Consider the following 15,506-nt stretch of genomic DNA (forward strand, 5'->3'; position numbering starts at 1 on the left):
TCACCGACCGCTTCATCACCCGCGGTGAGCGTACCCCTACGGGAACGCATGCCTTCGATGAACTGTGCCAGGCGCTCGGCATCGAACATCGGCTGACCAAACCTCGCCGCCCGCAGACGAACGGTATGGTCGAGCGTTTCAATGGACGCATCAGTGAAGTGCTTGCTACCCACCGCTTCGACAGCCGCGAAGCGCTGGAGGCAACGATTCATCGCTACGTCTGGCTGTACAATCACCACATCCCCCAGAAAGCCTTGGGGCATGTTCCGCCCATCGAGGCCATGAAAAGATGGTATGCGGAAAAACCGGAACTTTTCATAAAAATACCGCGTAATCGTCCGGGACCTGACAGCTATCTGTCCTGTATAAAACTAACTGCAAGGGGCGTCGGGCAACCAGCTTTCTCGGGATAACCCTTGGTGGAACAGTCCTTTTATGATACTCGGCACTGACTCCACCTGATTTCGCCCGTTTTGCTGTCGGCTTGGCGCCCCAGCTTTTCCTGTCCCGCAGTTGGCCTCAGCACTCAGGCGTGATTATGGCAGCGCCGGGTTCAGGACTCCTTTTCCAGCTGCGCTTGCACATCGCGCGCCGCCCGTTCGCTGAGCACCACGGCAGCGCGCCATTCGGCACGGGTGAGCGCGACATAGAGCCGCCGGCGTGCGGATTCGTCGAACTGGGCCCAGTCGGTTTCGGTGAGCAGCACCGCCGGGGCGGAGAGCCCCTTGAAACGCAGGACGGTATCGACGAGGAGTTCGCCCTCGCTCCATTGGGGGGCGCCTTGGGCGTCGAATTGCCCCGTGAAACGGCGCACGCGGCAACCCGCGAGCGTGTCCTGCGCGAGGATCGCGCTGTGTCCCCGCCCCTGAAAACTCAATACGGCAACGTCCTGTGGTGCGATCCCGTCGGCGAACCAGCGCGCGAGGACGGTTTCGGTGGCTCGCAGCGGCGCGGCCGGGTCGTCGTCGGGGTAGACCTCGAATTCCGGCGGCTCGCCGGCAAAGGGGTGGCGTGCGAGGAGGGGTTCTCCGGTGAGTTCGAGCAGATTGAGGGTTTCGACCAAGGCCCGCGGCGAGCGGAAGTTCTCGCGGGCGCTGAAGCGGATCGCCTGCGGTAGCTCCGTCTCCCACCACGGGGCCGTGTCGAGGGTGTGGGGATGCACCCGTTGATCGGCATCGAGAAGTACCAACCAGCGGGTATCGGGGGAAACACTGCGACGCAGGGCGGCGAACCACTCGGGTTTCAAATCGGCGGATTCGTCGAGAATGAGTCCGTCGAGTCCCTGTGCCCAATCCCGATCCTGCGCGAGCGCCGTGACCGCCGCGTCGAAGGTACGGGAATCGGTGAAGTCGAGATGCTCGGTGGTTTTGCGCTGGCGACGCAAGGCGGAGATGGCTCTTTCGTGGAATGTGGCGATGTCTATCGCCGCTTCAGGGATCGAGGCGCGCAGCGCATCGGCGAGCATGCGGTTGAAGCACATGTAGCCCCAGCGCGTGCCGCGGCGTCTAGCCTGCTCGAGCCACTGGCGGGCGAGCAGGGTCTTGCCCGAGCCGGCGACGGCCTGGATGCACAGGGCGCTCGCCGCCGGAAGTTCGAGCCGGCTGAGCGTGCTCGCCAGCCCTGCCTGCAAGGCGATGGTCGTGCTGCGCAGCGCGCCGGCGAACGCGCGGGGGTCGATCGCGAGGCGCAATTCGTCTCGCAGAAAGGCGCTCACTTTGGCGACCCGCTGCGGGTCGATCGGCGTGCTGCGCAACCACTCGCGGAGGAGCGTTCCCAGATGCAGCACGGCGGCGGCATCGACGATGCGGCTGCGCGGGTAATGCGCCGTCTCGGCGTTTGCCGGCACGCTCGCATCGGGAAGCACCAGGGCGTGCGCCACGTACGCGTCGATTCCCGCCTTGCGCAGCTTCTGGATCATCGCCTGATGCTGCAGGCGGCATTGCGAGGCGATATTTTTGCGCCCGGTGCTGGCGTAGTGTTTCACCGGACCTTTGGGGGTCCAGTCGATCTCTCCCGCCTTGATCTCCAGGATCGCCAGATGACCTGCCGGAGAGACGACCACGACATCCCATTCGCCGAGCTGCAAGAAGCCGTTGGCCTCGTTTTGCCAAGGGATGCCGTGGAAGACGTGCCAGTCTTCGGGCAAGTCGTGCACGAGGGCTTCGACGACGTCGAGCTCGCGCTGCTGTCCGGGCAGCAGGCCGGGCATCTGGTCGAGATGCCACGCGGAAGGATGCCGTTGCGCCATGCGTGACCGATCGCCCCCGCGCCTCCGTCAGCTGGAGAGCGCCTCCAGGATACGCCGCGTCACTTCGTCCACCGGCCCCAGCCCCGAGACCTTGCGCACCTTGGGCGCGGCAGGGTCGCCGCTCGCCGCCCAGGCTTCGTAATAGGCGATGAGCGGCTTCGTCTGCTCGTGATAGACCGCCAGACGCTTGCGCACCACCTCTTCGCGGTCGTCATCGCGCTGGATGAGATCTTCCCCGGTGACGTCGTCCTTGCCCGGCACTTTGGGCGGGTTGTAGCGCACGTGATAGGTGCGGCCGGAGGCCGGATGCACCAGGCGGCCGCTCATGCGATCGATGATCTCCTCGTCGGGCACCTCGATCACCAGCACGTAATCGAGCGGGATGCCGCCCTCCTTGAGCGCATCGGCCTGGGCGATCGTGCGCGGAAAGCCGTCGAACAGGTAACCCGCCTGGCAATCGGGTTGCTGCAGGCGCTCGCGCACCAAGCCGATGATGATGTCGTCGGAAACCAGCCCTCCTTCGTCCATCACCTTCTTCGCCGCGAGCCCCAGCGGCGTTCCCGCCTTCACCGCGGCACGCAACATGTCGCCGGTCGAGATCTGCGGAATGCCGAACTTCTCCTTGATGACGGCGGCCTGCGTCCCTTTCCCCGCTCCCGGCGGTCCCAAAAGAATCAAGCGCACGATCCCCTCTCCTTTATGATTGACGACGAAAACGGAAATGACCGGTCTTCATGCGGCCCCAACGATCATCCGGCGCACCCGTTCCAGATCCTGCGGCGTATCGACGCCGGGCGCCGGAGCCGAGGTGATCACTTCCACCTGGATGGCATAGCCGTGATACAGGGCGCGCAATTGCTCCAGCGCCTCGAACCGCTCCAGGGCGCAAGGCGCGAGTCGCGCAAAGGCGCGCAAAAACGCCGCACGGTAGGCGTAGAGCCCGACGTGGCGCAAGGCCGGCAAGCCCTCGGGCAAACGCGCCGCACGCCCTGCGGCGAAAGCGTCCCGCGCCCAGGGCAAGGGTGCGCGGGAAAAATAGAGCGCCCGCCCCGAGGCATCGCACACCACCTTCACCGCGTTCGGGTCGAAGAATTCTTCCGCCGATGCGATCGGATGCGCGAGCGTGGCGATCGCGGCCGACGGCGTGCGCGCGAGCGCCTCGGCCGTGCGTGCGATGGCCAAGGGATCGATGAGCGGCTCGTCGCCCTGCACGTTAACGACGATGGCCTCGTCCTCCCACCCCTGGCGCTCGACCACTTCGGCAAGCCGGTCGGTGCCAGAGGCGTGATCGCCGCGCGTGAGGATCGCCTGCCCTCCGGCCTGCTGCACCGCCGCCAGCACCTGCGGCGAGTCGGTTGCCACCCATACCTCGTCGGCCCCGGAGGCAACCGCCCGTTCCCACACCCGCACCACCATCGGTTTGCCGGCGAGATCGACGAGCGGCTTGTTCGGCAGGCGCGTGGACGCGAGCCGCGCCGGGATCACCACGCGAAACCCGCTCACTTGAGCGCCTCGACTTCCTCGGAGGTCATCTGGCGCGCCTCGTCGGCGAGCATCACCGGAATGCCGTCGCGGATCGGGTAGGCCAGGCGGTCGGCGCGGCAGACGAGCTCCTGCCGCTCACGGTCGTATTTGAGCGGCCCCTTGCACAGCGGGCACACCAGCACGTCCAGCAGACGAGTATCCATTCATTCGCTCCAGAATGCGCTCGACGAGCGCCTCGTCGAGCCGGGCGCGCACCATGAGCACCCAATCGTGCGGCCGCGCGTATGCCTGGCATTTTACCGCATCCTTGCTGGTGAAAATCCGCCACTCCTGCGGCGCGCCGAAGTCCAGATCCTCCGCCCGGTACGGGTGGTGATCGGGAAAGGCGTGCGGCACCACCTCGGCGCCCAGGGCGCGCAGCGTGGCGAAGAAGCGCTCCGGTCGGCCGATGCCGGCCACCGCATGCACCCGCCGTCCGGCAAGCGCCGACAGGGGCAAACGCCGCGAGGGATCGGTGAGCGAGACGAGCGCCTCGGGTTCGAGCCGCAACCCATGAAGCGGTACCTCGTCCGGTACGAGGGCGCGCACCTGCCGCGGTTCGTGCGCCACTACTGCATCGACCGTGCGCAGGCGCGAGAGCGGCTCGCGCAAAGGGCCGGCCGGCAGCAGCCAAGCATTGCCCAGAGCGTCCCGATCAAGCACCACGAGTTCGAAGTCGCGCTCGAGCCGCAGATGCTGCAGGCCATCGTCGGCAATCACCAAGCGTACCTCGGGATGACGGCGCAGCAGCTCGGCCACGGCAGCGCAGCGCGCGCGTCCCACCACCACGGGTACTCCCGTTTCGCGGGCAAGCAGCACTGGCTCGTCGCCGTAGCGGGCCGGGTCTCCCGTGGCGGGCACCACCGCAGCCCCCTCGACACTACCGCCATAGCCGCGGCTGACGATGCCGCAAGGGATGCCCCGCGCCGCGAGCGCGTGCGCGAGCGCCACCACCACCGGCGTCTTGCCGCTGCCGCCCACGTTGAGATTCCCTACCACCAGCACGAACACGGGGGGACGGCAGCGCCGCAGCCAGCCGCGGCGATAGGCCGACGCGCGCAGCCGCACCGCAAGACCGAAGAGCCAGGAGAAAGGAAGGAGCGCCAGCGCCACGGCGCCGCGGTGCGACCACCACGCCGGCGCTGGCCTCATCGTTCTTCGACGCGCTCGACGGAGAAAGTGAGCTTGTCGAAGCCGGCGCGCTGGGCCGCGCGCATCACGTCGATCACGCGCTGGTGCGGCGTCTTCGCATCCGCCTCGATGATGATGGTCGGCTGCGAGCCGGCCGGAATCGCCGCCCTGAGCGCCGCCTCGATCGCTGCGACGTCGCCTCCGCCGACCGCCCGCTCGCCGACGAACACGGCCCCGTCGGCGGTGATCGCCACCACCCATTCCTTGGGCGTGGCCTCGGCTGGCACCGCGGCATCGGCTGAAGGCAGCTCGATCTTCAGCTGGGCCGTGTGGGAAAACGTCGTCGTCACGCTCAGAAAGATCAGGATCACCAGCACCACGTCGATGAGCGGCACCAGGCTAATGTAAGGCTCCTCACAGGCGTCGCCGCGTTCGCGAAACTTCATGGCGCGCTCCTTGCCCGCTCACCGTGCGCCACTTCCACCAGACGCACCGCCTGCTGCTCCATCTCGATCACCAGCGAATCGACGTAGGCACGGAAATGGCGCCAGAAGATGGTCGCAGGGATGGCAACCACCAAGCCGAAGCCGGTGCTGTTGAGGGCCACCGAGATACCGTGCGCCAGCTGCTGGGGATTGGTGCCGGCAGCCGACTGCGACGCGAAGATCTCGATCATCCCCACGATGGTGCCGAGCAGGCCCAGGAGCGGAGAGATGGCTGCGATGGTCCCCAGGGCCGTGAGATAGCGTTCGAGCTCATGCGCCACCACCCGGCCGGCATCCTCGATCGCCTCTTTCATCACCTCGCGCGGCGAGCCGTAGTTGCGCAAGCCCGCCGCCAACACCTGGCCCAGAGGAGAATGCCCCTCCAACCGTTGCGCGAGCTCCAGCGGAGAAGCGCCCCGGCGCAACTCCTCGAGCACCGAATCGAGCAGCCCCGGCGGATTGATGCGCGTGCGCCGCAGCGTCCAGGCACGCTCGATGACGATCGCCACCGCCAGGACGGAAGCGAGCAAAAGCGGCCAAATCGGCCAACCAGAAGCCTGTATCACCGACCACACGGAAGAGATTCCTTTCACGGAGACATTGCGTCCGGCATTATACGCTCGAACCGGAGATGCGTCGTTTCGAGGTTTTTCGCTCTTCCACAAAGTCTGTGGATAACTTTGTGTATGAACGGACGAAAGCAAGCATAACCCCTGTACCTACGCGAAGAAGCTCACTCTGCCACATTTTTCAGCAACAAATCTTTCAACACAAAATCAATGGGTTACGAAAAACGACCGACGGATCAAGCGGTTCCGTGCCAAAGTTGCCGTAAGGTGACAACTACTGCTGCAGTGGGGATGAAACCCCGGTACAATCGCGCGCATGAAGCCTGATCCCACCCTCTTCGTCCCTCCTGCCGAGACCGTCGGCCAGCTCACGCAGCGTATCAAGGAGTGCCTGGAAACGGGGTTTGCCGAGGTCAATGTCATCGGCGAGATCTCCGGCCTCACCCTCGCAGCCTCCGGGCACTGTTACTTCACGCTCAAAGACGAAACCGCGGCGCTGCGCTGCGTCCTGTGGCGGCGGCAGGCGACGGCTTTCGCGCGGCTGCTTGCCGAAGGGCACAGCGTCGAGGCGGCAGGCGAGCTGAGCGTCTATGCCCCCCGAGGCGATTACCAGCTGGTGGTACGCGGCCTCAAGCCGGCCGGCGCCGGCCTGCTGTGGCAGCGTTTCCTCGCCGTCAAGGCCAAGCTCGAAACCGAGGGGCTCTTCGACGCCGCAAGGAAGCGGTCCCTGCCACCCCGGCCGCGGCGTCTTGCGCTCATCACCTCACCAGCGGGGGATGCCATCCACGACGTGCTGCGCACGCTGCACCAGCGCGCACCCCTCATCGAGATCGTGCTCTTGCCCACGCTGGTGCAGGGTGCGGAAGCACCGGCACGAATGGTGGCAGCGCTTGCCTTGCTCGGCGAGAGCGCAGCGCGCCTCGGCATCGAAGCGGCGCTACTCGTGCGCGGCGGCGGCAGCCCCGAAGATCTCATGGCCTACAACGACGAGGCGCTCGCCCGTGCGATCGCGGCAAGCCCCGTGCCGATCGTGAGTGGCGTCGGGCACGAAGCCGACGTGACCATCGCCGACTTGGTGGCCGATGTGCGCGCCCCCACGCCCACCGGCGCGGCGATGCTGGTGAGCCAGGGCTGGACCGAGCTGCCACTCGAACTCGATCTGCTGATGCGACGATTGCAGCGGGCGCTGCGCGAGCGCCTGCTCACCGAAAACCAGCGGCTCGACCGCCTGCAGCTGCGCCTCACACACCCGGCAGCACGCCTCGGGGAAGCTCGTCGGCGGCTGGAAGGGTTGCACGCGCGACTCACGGCGGCGCAGCGGCGCACGCTCGCCGAATCGCGGCTGAGGCTCGATGCCCTGCACCGGCGGCTTGCCGCCGCCCGGCCCACGCTTGCCGGACACCGCGCCCGGCTCGACGCCTTCGCCCAGAGATTGCCTCGGGCGGCGCGGCAAGCCCTGGAAGCCCCGCACCGCCGTCTGGAGCGGCTCGAAGACCGCCTCCACGCGCTCGACCCCAAGGCGGTGCTGGAGCGCGGTTATGCGCTGGTGAGCGATGCCTCCGGCCAAGTGCTCACGAGCGCGGCGCAACTCGCCCCGGGACAAGATCTTCGCCTCGAATTCCACGATGGCCGTGCCACGGCCGAGGTTGTCGGGGTGGAAAAGTCCGACTAAAATGCTAAGGGTTTCCTCATCCCCTCGCCGGCCCCCATGCCGGCCCTTCACGCAAAGGAGAGAGCAACATGGAACACAAACTGCCCGAACTGCCCTACCCGAAAAACGCGCTTGCTCCCTATATCTCCGAAGAAACGCTGGAGTATCACTACGGCAAGCACCATCAGGCCTACGTCACCAACCTCAACAACCTCATCAAGGGCACGGAATACGAAAACATGGACCTCGAGTCCATCGTCAAGAAAGCCCCGGCCGGCCCGATCTACAACAACGCCGCGCAGACCTGGAACCATACCTTTTACTGGCACTGCATGAAACCCAACGGCGGTGGCCAGCCCAAAGGGGCACTGCTCGATGCCATCAAGGCCAAATGGGGCAACTTCGACGAATTCAGAAAAGTGCTGCACTCGAGTGCCGTCAACAACTTCGGCTCCGGCTGGACGTGGCTGGTGAAGAAAGCCGACGGTTCGGTCGACGTGGTCAACATGGGTGCGGCCGGCACGCCGCTCACCACGGGCGATACGCCGCTGCTGTGCATCGACGTGTGGGAACACGCCTACTACATCGACTATCGTAACCGTCGTGCCGACTACGTGACCGCTTTCCTCGAACACCTGGTCAACTGGGACTTCGCGGAACGCAACTACGCCGCCTGACGTTCTGGATACGGTATCCCCCGAGCGCGACGAGCCGCGGCTCCTCCATGAGGACGAGCGGCTCGTCGCCGTTTTCAAGCCCTCGGGCTGGCTCGTCCATCCCACCGAGCTCGATGCGCGCGAATCCCGCGTCCTGCTGCGCTGGCTGCGCGATCGCCTCGGTCGGCGCGTCTTTCCCGTCCATCGCCTCGACAAGCCCACCTCCGGGCCGGTGCTCTTCGCCCTCGACGCGGCCACGGCCGCCGTCGTGGCGGCCGACTTCGCCGCCCGGCGCGTGGCGAAGCGTTATCTCGCCGTGGTGCGGGGACATCCGCCTGCCGCCCTGACGATCGATCGGCCGCTGTCGCGCATCGCCCGTACCGTCCCCGGGCCGCGCGATGCCGAGAAAACCGCGTGCACCGAGGTACGGCGCCTGGCCACGATCGAGCTGCCCTGGCCCAACGACCGCCACCCCACCAGCCGCTACGCGCTCGTGGCCTGCTATCCCGACGGCGGCCGTCAGCACCAGATCCGCCGCCATCTGCGCCATGCCGGCTATCCCCTCATCGGCGACACTACTTATGGCCACGGCCTGCACAACCGCCTGTGGCGCGAGCACCTGGGCGTGTCGCGCCTGCTGCTCACCTGCTGCGATCTGGCGGTGCGTCACCCAGAAAGAAACTCACCGCTCGTGCTGCACGCGCTCGATGCGACCTTCGTCACCCTTGCCCGGCGGCTCGGCTGGGAAGAGGCGCTGTCCTTCGTCGAAGCGCCGCACGAAGATGCTATGCTAAGGGCGAAGATCGCCGCCCTGGAAAACGACCCATGACGACCCGTACCGTGCTGCATCAGCTCCTCGAACTCGGCCAACAGATCTGGCTCGACAATCTCTCGCGCGACCTCCTCGAGGGCGGACGGCTTGCCCAGCTGCTGGAGATCGGCGTGAGCGGCATCACGACCAATCCGTCCATCTTCGAAAACGCCATCGCCAAGAGCCCCCTCTATCGTGCAGAAGTCGAGGCGCTGCGCCGCGCCCCCCTGTCGCCCCTGGAGCGGCTCGAGCAACTCACCTTCGCCGACGTGCGCCGCGCCTGCGACCTGCTCCTCCCCCTGTGGCACGCATCGGGCGGCGAACGCGGCTACGTGAGCCTGGAAGTAGACCCCGGGCTCGCGCACGATGCCGCCGGTACGATCGCTGCCGCCCGGCGGGTGCATACCGCCATCGAACGCCCCAATCTGCTCGTCAAGATTCCCGGAACCGTCGCCGGCGCCCAGGCCCTGGAGGCGCTCATCGCCGAGGGGATCAACGTGAACGTGACGCTGCTCTTCTCGCGTACGCAGTACCGCCGTGTCGCCGAGTCCTACCGACGGGGTCTCGAGCAGCGCCAGGCAGCCGGTCTGGCGCTCGCACCCGTTTTCGGCGTGGCGAGCCTCTTCCTCTCACGGCTTGATACGGCCGTGGATGCGCTGCTGGCCGAACGCGCGCCCGAGCACCCCGACTGGCAAGGGAAGACCGCGGTGGCCTTCGCCAAGCTCGCCTACCAGGATTTCCTGGGCCATTTCGCCGAAGACGTCTTCGCCTCCTTGCGCCGCGCCGGAGCCCGGGCGCAACGGCCGCTCTGGGCGAGCACCAGCACCAAGAATCCCGCTTACCCCGACCTGCTCTACGTGGAACCGCTGGTGGGGCCGGAGACGGTCAATACCCTGCCCGAAGCGACACTCTCGGCACTCCTCGATCACGGCCAGGTGCGCGGCGCGACGCTCCTCGAAGACGTTGAATCCGCCCAGGCACACTGGGAACGGCTCGCCCGGCTCGGCATCGACCTCGAGGCGATCGGAGAAGCACTGCAGCAGCAGGGCCTGACCCAGTTCGAAGCCGCGCAGCAGCGACTCCTCGAGCTCCTTGCCTGAAACGACGGCGGCGGGACCCGCCCGCCGCCTTCACCTGCAACGCTCCATTTCGCTTCAAGCCGGAGCGAAGGCTTTCTTCGCTTCGAGTGACGCCTTGCTCACCCCTTTGGTGCCCGTACCGGTCTCGAAGAGCTCTTTCATGTCGAGGATCAGCACGATCTGACCGTTCGAGAGGATGGTCACTCCGGCCACGCCTTTGGGGCGGAAATCCTCCAGCGATTTGATCACCGCATCCTCACGTCCGGCGAAGGTGTCGATACCGAGGATGAAGGAGAATTCGGCCATCTGCATGAGCACCCCATAGGCCGGGGCGCGTTCCAGCGTCCAGTTGAGGAGATTGGCCAAGGGCAGGATGGGCAACACTTCGCCACGCACGAAGAGCGTCGCCCGCCCGCCGACCTCGCGCACCTCCTCGAGGTGGATCGGTAGGATCTCGCGCACCATGGAGAGCGGCACGGCGAAGGGCTGCTCGCCCAGGCGCACGAGCAACACTGGTAGGATCGCCAAGGTGAGCGGCAGGTTGATGATGAAGGTGGTGCCGCGCCCGACTTCGGAGCGTACGTCGATGGTGCCATTGAGCTTGGTGATGTTGGTACGCACCACGTCGGTGCCCACGCCGCGCCCCGAGACGTCGGAGACACGATCGGCCATGGAAAATCCCGGCAGGAAGATGAGATTGAGGCTTTGACGCTCGTCGAGACCGTTGGCCTCTTCCGGCGTGATGAGCCCTTTCTCCACCGCCTTGGCGCGGATCTTCTCGGGGTCCATGCCGCGGCCGTCGTCGGCGACGATGATGACGATGTGATCCCCTTCCTGCTTGGCGGCCAGCGTCACCGTCCCCTGCGGAGGTTTGCCCACGGCAATGCGTTCATCGGGCATCTCGATGCCGTGATCGACCGCGTTGCGGATGAGGTGGATGAGCGGATCGGAGAGATCCTCGATCATCGTCTTGTCGATCTCGGTCTCTTCCCCTTCGATGACAAGTTCCACCTCCTTGCCTAGCTGCCGCGCCAGGTCACGCGCGATGCGCGGATATTTCTGGAAGAGGCGCCCGATCGGCTGCATACGCGTCTTCATGACGGCGTTTTGCAGATCGGAGACGAGCAAATCGAGCTGATTGACCGCCACGTCGAGCGCATGCAGCGTATCCGGGTCGGTCTTGCCGGAGAGGATGTCGCTCCTGAGGGCCGTGAGGCGGTTCTTGGTGAGCCCGATCTCGCCGGCGAGATTGAGCACCTGATCGAGCCGGGCGGTATCGACGCGAATGGCGGTTTCGCGCTGCATCGGCTCCTTGCGTCCCAGGGGGACGACGGAGCGTCGGGCCGTGGCTACGGGTACGGCGGCGCGCCCTTCATCTTCGTCTGCTTGACCTTTGGCCTCCTTGCTGGGCGGCGCGCCCGATCCCCCGGAACCCACAGGCGTTTTCGGCGAGGCTGCGCCCGAGCCGGTCACGGCGGCATGCAACGCCTCCCAGTCTGGCTCAGACGCGTTCGGCTGCTGGGCGTTGGTTTGAGTCATGTTCGAGGCGGGCGTCTCACCGCCTTGTTCCAATTTACCGGCGATGGCCAAACGCAGGCGCTCGAGCAACTGCGGATCGGCCGGCGGCGGCTGGACACTGCGTTCCAAGTAACCGAACATTTCGCGCACCGCCGCCGTGGCTTCGAGGATGACGTCCATCAGCGCCGCGCTCAAATGCAGCTCGCCGTTGCGCAGCTTGTCGAAGAGATTTTCGGTGAGATGGCACAGGGTGACGAGTTCCTGCGCCCCCAAAAAACCCGCTCCCCCCTTGATGGTATGGAAACCGCGGAAAACCTCGTTCAAGAGCGCCCGATCCTCGGGATTGCGCTCGAGTTCGACGAGTTTGTTATCGACCCCCGAGAGCAGATCCTCGGCCTCGACGAGAAAATCCTGCAATAGATCCTGCATTCCGGCAAAGTCGCTCACGGCCATCCTCCTTGACTGGTTGCCGAGGCCGCTTCAAAAGCCCAGGCTCTTCAACAAATCGTCCACCTCTTCCTGCGAGGTGATCACCCCTTCCTTGCGCGTGTCGATCACCGGCCCGTTCATCAGGGAGACTTCGACCGCTTTCTTCGGACGCGCCTCCTCCGGGATCGCCTCGATGAGGATCTGCAACAGCTCCGTCTCGATACGGCCGACGATCTCGATCACTTTCTTGATCACCTGGCCGGTGAGATCCTGGAAATCCTGCGCCATCATGATTTCCATGAGCTGCTGCGTCGTCGCGCGCGAGGTGTCGGCCGCATCGGCGAGAAATGCCCTCGTGTCGTGGGCGAGCTGGCGAAATTCCTGCGGCGAGAGGCGGTTGGCGAAGAGATCGTCCCAGCGCTTCTTCAGAGTTTCGGCCTTCTCGGCGAGCGACTTCTGCAAAGGAATGGCGATGTCAGTAGCATTGAGCACGCGCGAGGCCGCTTGTTCGGTCATCTGGGCGATGTAGTGCAGGCGCTGGCGTGCATCGGGTACGGCCTGGGCTGCCTCGGCGATGACCGTCTCACAACCCAGCTCCTTGAGCGCCTCGTGCAGCTGGCGTGCCACCTTGCCGAGGCGCTGAACGAGCTCGTCGTGAGGCACCTTGGAGGGCGCTGGTGGCGGAGCGTGCTCCTCCTGCGTCGCACCTTCTTCGGCGGCGCTGAACTGCTGGGCCACGGCGTCGAAGAGCGCCTGCAGCTCGTCGCTGTCTCCTTGCGTGGATTCTTCAGGCTCCGACACGCTGCCCGCCGAACCGACGATGCTGTCGAAGAGTGCCTGCAGCTCGTCGTTGTCTCCGCTCGTGTCGGTTTGGCGTTCGTCGGAACGCTCATCAGGCGTTTTCTTGCTCATTGCGCCGATCCTCCGGCCGGTTTCTTGCCCATTTTCTCGAAGATTCGGTCGATTTTCTCGGCCAACACCGCCGCGGTGAAAGGCTTGACGATGTAGCCGGAGGCCCCTGCCTGGGCCGCGGCGATGATGTTCTCTTTCTTCGCTTCGGCGGTGACCATGAGCACCGGCAAGTGTTTGAGTTTCTCGTTGCTGCGGATCTTGCGCAGCAGCGTCAGGCCGTCCATGTTGGGCATGTTCCAATCGGTAATGACGAAATCGTAGGGCTGCGATTCGAGCTTGTGCAGCGCCGCCACTCCGTCCTCGGCTTCGTCCACATTGGTGTAACCCAACTCTTTCAAGAGGTTGCGTAAGATACGACGCATCGTCGAGAAATCATCCACGACCAGAAAACGCGTCTTGTCATCCGCCATCGAGTATTCTCCGTTGTTCTTGATCAGCGCATCAGCAAGGGCCGCAAGGTCTCGGCCAGCATCTGCGCGTCGAATTTTTCCACATAACCATCGACCCCGACCCGCTCACCCATCGTGCGGTTGGCCTGGGACGTGAGCGAGGAATACATGATCACGGGGATGCCATCGAAGCGGGGATCGGCCTTGATGTTCTTGGTGAGCACGTAGCCGTCCATCTCGGGCATCTCGGCGTCGGTGAGGATCACGTCGAGCTGGTCGCGCAAAGGCGTTCCCGTCTGCTCGGCGAAATTGGCCATGCTCTGCAGACGCTCCCAGGCCTCCATGCCGTTGTTGGCGTGCGTGTGCTTGACGCCGAGCTTGTCGAGCACTTCGGCGATCTTCTTGCGCGCCACGCTCGAATCGTCGACGAAAAACACGTGCCGACGATGACCGTCGGGAATCGGCAAGATGACGCCCACCACCGCCTCGCCGAAGGTCTTGGCGAGCACCGCTTCGACGTCGATGATCGACACCAGGCGCCCGTCGGGCAGCTCGGTGATGGAAGTGATCATGCCATGCACTTGAGAGGAGACGTTTTCCGGCTCGCGCACCTTGGACCACTCGACGCGGATGATGCGATCGACTGCCTCGACGAGAAAACCCAAGGTCTTGCGGCAATATTCCGCCACCATCATCGCCGGGGCGATGCGATCGTCCATGGGGGCGAGCTCCATCACCTTGGCAAGCGACACCACCGGGATCACGTTGCCGCGCAGGCTCACCAGCCCTTCCACCCCAGGCGGTACGTTGGGAGCACGCGTGATGAAGGGGGTGGCCATCACCTCCCGCACCTTGAAGACGTTGATGCCGAAGGTCTCGGACGTTCCCAAGGAAAAGAGCAGGATCTCGAAACGGTTCGAACCGGCGAGCCCTGCGCGTGCCTCGATCTCTTCGAAACGCTCGGGCGTCTTCTCGGCATCGGGGTCGACCAGTTCCGGTTCGATCACCGTGGGTTCGGACGAATTGGCCATCTCAGCCCTCCTTGGCAACTTCCTGGCGTTTGGCGAACAGGCGCTGCAGCGTCTCGGCGAGTTCGCGCGGATGGAATTTGGGGACGTATTCGTCGACCCCCACCGATTTTCCCAGATACTGGTTCTGCATGCCGGAGAGCGAAGAATGCATCAGTACCGGCACTCCGGCGAAGCGCCGGTCGGATTTGATCTTCTTCGTGAGGATGAATCCGTCCATCTCGGGCATCTCGATGTCGGTGATCACAGCGCTGACGAAGTCGGTGATGGGACGACCGGTAATCTTGGCGCGCTCGGCGGCTTTTTCCAGATTCTCCCAGGCGATGCGGCCGTTGACCGCCCCCACGTAGCGTACCCCCATCTTTTGCAGGGTGCGTTCGATCTGCTCGCGCGCCACCGCCGAGTCGTCGGCGAAATACACGGTATATTTGTCGCCATCGGGCAAAGGCTCGATGCCGGCGTAGAGATCTTCGGCCTCATCGTACTTGGTGATGTCGGAGAGCACTTTTTCCACGTCCAGCAGCATCACGAGGCGCCCATCGGGCAGTTCCGTGACCGCGGTCACCAGCCCCCCCGTCTTGGCGGTGAGCATCTCGGGTGGCACCCGGATCTGCGACCAATCGAGCCGCAGGATGGTATCGACCGACTCGACGAGGAACCCTTGCACCTTGCCGTTGTACTCGGTGACGATCATGATGTTGCGCTCGCTACCGGGTTCGACACCGACGTATTCGCCCAAATCGACCACCGGCACGAGCACTCCGCGCAGGCTCACCACCCCCTTGACGGCGGGCGGCATGTCGGGCGCAGCCGTGATGGGAGGCGTCTTCATCACCTCACGCACCTTGAAAACGTTGATGCCGTAGGTCTCGCGCCGCTTCGTGACTTTGCTCACCCCCAAGGTGAAGAGGAGGATCTCGAGTTTGTTGGTGCCGGCAAGCTTGGTACGCTCGTCGATGCGTTTGAGTAGGTCGGACATCGCGCCACTCCCGGGGAGGTTTCCATAGTTTATATTACGGCATCGCCTTTACGAACTTTAGGAGAATTGCCGCCTTTTTTTCGGCCTATTTTTCCTC

Annotated in this window: 17 protein-coding genes; 5 read left to right on the top strand and 12 right to left on the bottom strand. The window is 64.9% G+C overall.

Going from position 1 to position 15,506, the window contains the following annotated elements; genetic code table 11:
- Positions 1-413, top strand: a 413-nt coding sequence (locus H607_RS13090) for an integrase core domain-containing protein (protein WP_157381269.1), incomplete at its 5' end; no start/stop codon positions are given.
- 140 nt (positions 414-553) lie between these two features.
- Here H607_RS13090 and H607_RS0104150 read toward each other — a convergent pair.
- From H607_RS0104150 to H607_RS0104180, 7 genes are read right to left on the bottom strand one after another with little or no spacing between them, the layout of a single operon-like run.
- Entirely contained in the window at positions 554-2,248 is a 1,695-nt protein-coding gene (locus H607_RS0104150; protein WP_028874388.1) for a nuclease-related domain-containing DEAD/DEAH box helicase, read from the bottom strand.
- A 27-nt stretch (positions 2,249-2,275) separates the two neighbouring features.
- A complete protein-coding gene (gene adk / locus H607_RS0104155) occupies positions 2,276-2,932 on the bottom strand; it encodes an adenylate kinase (RefSeq protein WP_028874389.1) in 657 nt (218 codons plus the stop codon).
- A gap of 48 nt (positions 2,933-2,980) precedes the next feature.
- Positions 2,981-3,751 (bottom strand): 3-deoxy-manno-octulosonate cytidylyltransferase, encoded by a 771-nt coding sequence (gene kdsB, locus H607_RS0104160; RefSeq protein ID WP_028874390.1) that lies wholly within the window; start codon positions 3,749-3,751, stop codon positions 2,981-2,983.
- Positions 3,748-3,936 (bottom strand): Trm112 family protein, encoded by a 189-nt coding sequence (locus H607_RS0104165; RefSeq protein WP_028874391.1) that lies wholly within the window; start codon positions 3,934-3,936, stop codon positions 3,748-3,750. The genes kdsB and H607_RS0104165 overlap by 4 nt, the downstream gene beginning before the upstream one ends.
- Positions 3,869-4,924: a tetraacyldisaccharide 4'-kinase gene (lpxK, locus tag H607_RS11660; RefSeq protein ID WP_051240643.1), complete on the bottom strand. Its 1,056-nt coding sequence runs from the start codon at positions 4,922-4,924 to the stop codon at positions 3,869-3,871. The genes H607_RS0104165 and lpxK overlap by 68 nt, the downstream gene beginning before the upstream one ends.
- A complete protein-coding gene (locus H607_RS0104175) occupies positions 4,921-5,349 on the bottom strand; it encodes an ExbD/TolR family protein (RefSeq protein WP_028874392.1) in 429 nt (142 codons plus the stop codon). The genes lpxK and H607_RS0104175 overlap by 4 nt, the downstream gene beginning before the upstream one ends.
- Positions 5,346-5,963: a MotA/TolQ/ExbB proton channel family protein gene (locus H607_RS0104180; RefSeq protein ID WP_028874393.1), complete on the bottom strand. Its 618-nt coding sequence runs from the start codon at positions 5,961-5,963 to the stop codon at positions 5,346-5,348. Before H607_RS0104180 ends, H607_RS0104175 begins: the two co-directional genes overlap by 4 nt.
- 310 nt (positions 5,964-6,273) lie before the next feature.
- On the opposite strand from H607_RS0104180, the gene xseA reads away from it, so the two are divergent.
- The 4 genes from xseA (at position 6,274) to tal (ending at position 10,175) form a co-directional block, all read left to right on the top strand.
- Positions 6,274-7,629 (top strand): exodeoxyribonuclease VII large subunit, encoded by a 1,356-nt coding sequence (gene xseA / locus H607_RS0104185; RefSeq protein WP_028874394.1) that lies wholly within the window; start codon positions 6,274-6,276, stop codon positions 7,627-7,629.
- A gap of 68 nt (positions 7,630-7,697) precedes the next feature.
- On the top strand, positions 7,698-8,285 hold the full coding sequence (locus tag H607_RS0104190; RefSeq protein WP_028874395.1) for a superoxide dismutase: 588 nt from the start codon (positions 7,698-7,700) through the stop codon (positions 8,283-8,285).
- Positions 8,286-8,289: 4 nt separating this feature from the next.
- Positions 8,290-9,093 carry a pseudouridine synthase gene (locus H607_RS13470; RefSeq protein ID WP_051240644.1) on the top strand — a complete coding sequence of 268 codons (804 nt, stop codon included), beginning with the start codon at positions 8,290-8,292 and terminating at the stop codon, positions 9,091-9,093.
- The gene (tal, locus tag H607_RS13475; protein ID WP_028874396.1) at positions 9,090-10,175 is read left to right on the top strand and encodes a transaldolase; all 1,086 of its coding nucleotides are present in this window, start codon (positions 9,090-9,092) and stop codon (positions 10,173-10,175) included. Before H607_RS13470 ends, tal begins: the two co-directional genes overlap by 4 nt.
- Positions 10,176-10,229: 54 nt before the next feature.
- Here the strand turns inward: tal and H607_RS0104205 are convergent, their stop codons facing one another.
- From H607_RS0104205 to H607_RS0104225, 5 genes are read right to left on the bottom strand one after another with little or no spacing between them, the layout of a single operon-like run.
- Entirely contained in the window at positions 10,230-12,101 is a 1,872-nt protein-coding gene (locus H607_RS0104205) for an ATP-binding protein (protein WP_037989640.1), read from the bottom strand.
- Positions 12,102-12,152: 51 nt separating this feature from the next.
- On the bottom strand, positions 12,153-13,013 hold the full coding sequence (gene cheZ, locus H607_RS0104210; RefSeq protein WP_028874398.1) for a protein phosphatase CheZ: 861 nt from the start codon (positions 13,011-13,013) through the stop codon (positions 12,153-12,155).
- Positions 13,010-13,423, bottom strand: a complete 414-nt coding sequence (gene cheY, locus H607_RS0104215; RefSeq protein WP_028874399.1) for a chemotaxis response regulator CheY — start codon at positions 13,421-13,423, stop codon at positions 13,010-13,012. Before cheY ends, cheZ begins: the two co-directional genes overlap by 4 nt.
- A gap of 23 nt (positions 13,424-13,446) precedes the next feature.
- Entirely contained in the window at positions 13,447-14,433 is a 987-nt protein-coding gene (locus H607_RS0104220) for a chemotaxis protein (protein ID WP_083961932.1), read from the bottom strand.
- Between the two features lies 1 nt (position 14,434).
- Complete coding sequence (locus H607_RS0104225) at positions 14,435-15,409, bottom strand: chemotaxis protein (RefSeq protein ID WP_028874401.1); 975 nt, start codon at positions 15,407-15,409, stop codon at positions 14,435-14,437.
- Positions 15,410-15,506 lie beyond the last annotated feature (97 nt).

The organism is Tepidiphilus margaritifer DSM 15129, from assembly GCF_000425565.1.
Taxonomy (GTDB): domain Bacteria; phylum Pseudomonadota; class Gammaproteobacteria; order Burkholderiales; family Rhodocyclaceae; genus Tepidiphilus; species Tepidiphilus margaritifer.

What these genes read in the sequence shown, in the direction of transcription:
- H607_RS0104150 (WP_028874388.1), bottom strand. Translation starts at nt 2,248, where the DNA reads ATGGCGCAACGGCATCCTTCCGCGTGGCATCTCGACCAGATGCCCGGC.
- H607_RS0104165 (WP_028874391.1), bottom strand. Translation starts at nt 3,936, where the DNA reads ATGGATACTCGTCTGCTGGACGTGCTGGTGTGCCCGCTGTGCAAGGGG.
- lpxK (WP_051240643.1), bottom strand. Translation starts at nt 4,924, where the DNA reads ATGAGGCCAGCGCCGGCGTGGTGGTCGCACCGCGGCGCCGTGGCGCTG.
- H607_RS0104175 (WP_028874392.1), bottom strand. Translation starts at nt 5,349, where the DNA reads ATGAAGTTTCGCGAACGCGGCGACGCCTGTGAGGAGCCTTACATTAGC.
- xseA (WP_028874394.1), top strand. Translation starts at nt 6,274, where the DNA reads ATGAAGCCTGATCCCACCCTCTTCGTCCCTCCTGCCGAGACCGTCGGC.
- H607_RS0104190 (WP_028874395.1), top strand. Translation starts at nt 7,698, where the DNA reads ATGGAACACAAACTGCCCGAACTGCCCTACCCGAAAAACGCGCTTGCT.
- tal (WP_028874396.1), top strand. Translation starts at nt 9,090, where the DNA reads ATGACGACCCGTACCGTGCTGCATCAGCTCCTCGAACTCGGCCAACAG.
- H607_RS0104205 (WP_037989640.1), bottom strand. Translation starts at nt 12,101, where the DNA reads ATGCAGGATCTATTGCAGGATTTTCTCGTCGAGGCCGAGGATCTGCTC.
- cheZ (WP_028874398.1), bottom strand. Translation starts at nt 13,013, where the DNA reads ATGAGCAAGAAAACGCCTGATGAGCGTTCCGACGAACGCCAAACCGAC.
- cheY (WP_028874399.1), bottom strand. Translation starts at nt 13,423, where the DNA reads ATGGCGGATGACAAGACGCGTTTTCTGGTCGTGGATGATTTCTCGACG.
- H607_RS0104220 (WP_083961932.1), bottom strand. Translation starts at nt 14,433, where the DNA reads ATGGCCAATTCGTCCGAACCCACGGTGATCGAACCGGAACTGGTCGAC.
- H607_RS0104225 (WP_028874401.1), bottom strand. Translation starts at nt 15,409, where the DNA reads ATGTCCGACCTACTCAAACGCATCGACGAGCGTACCAAGCTTGCCGGC.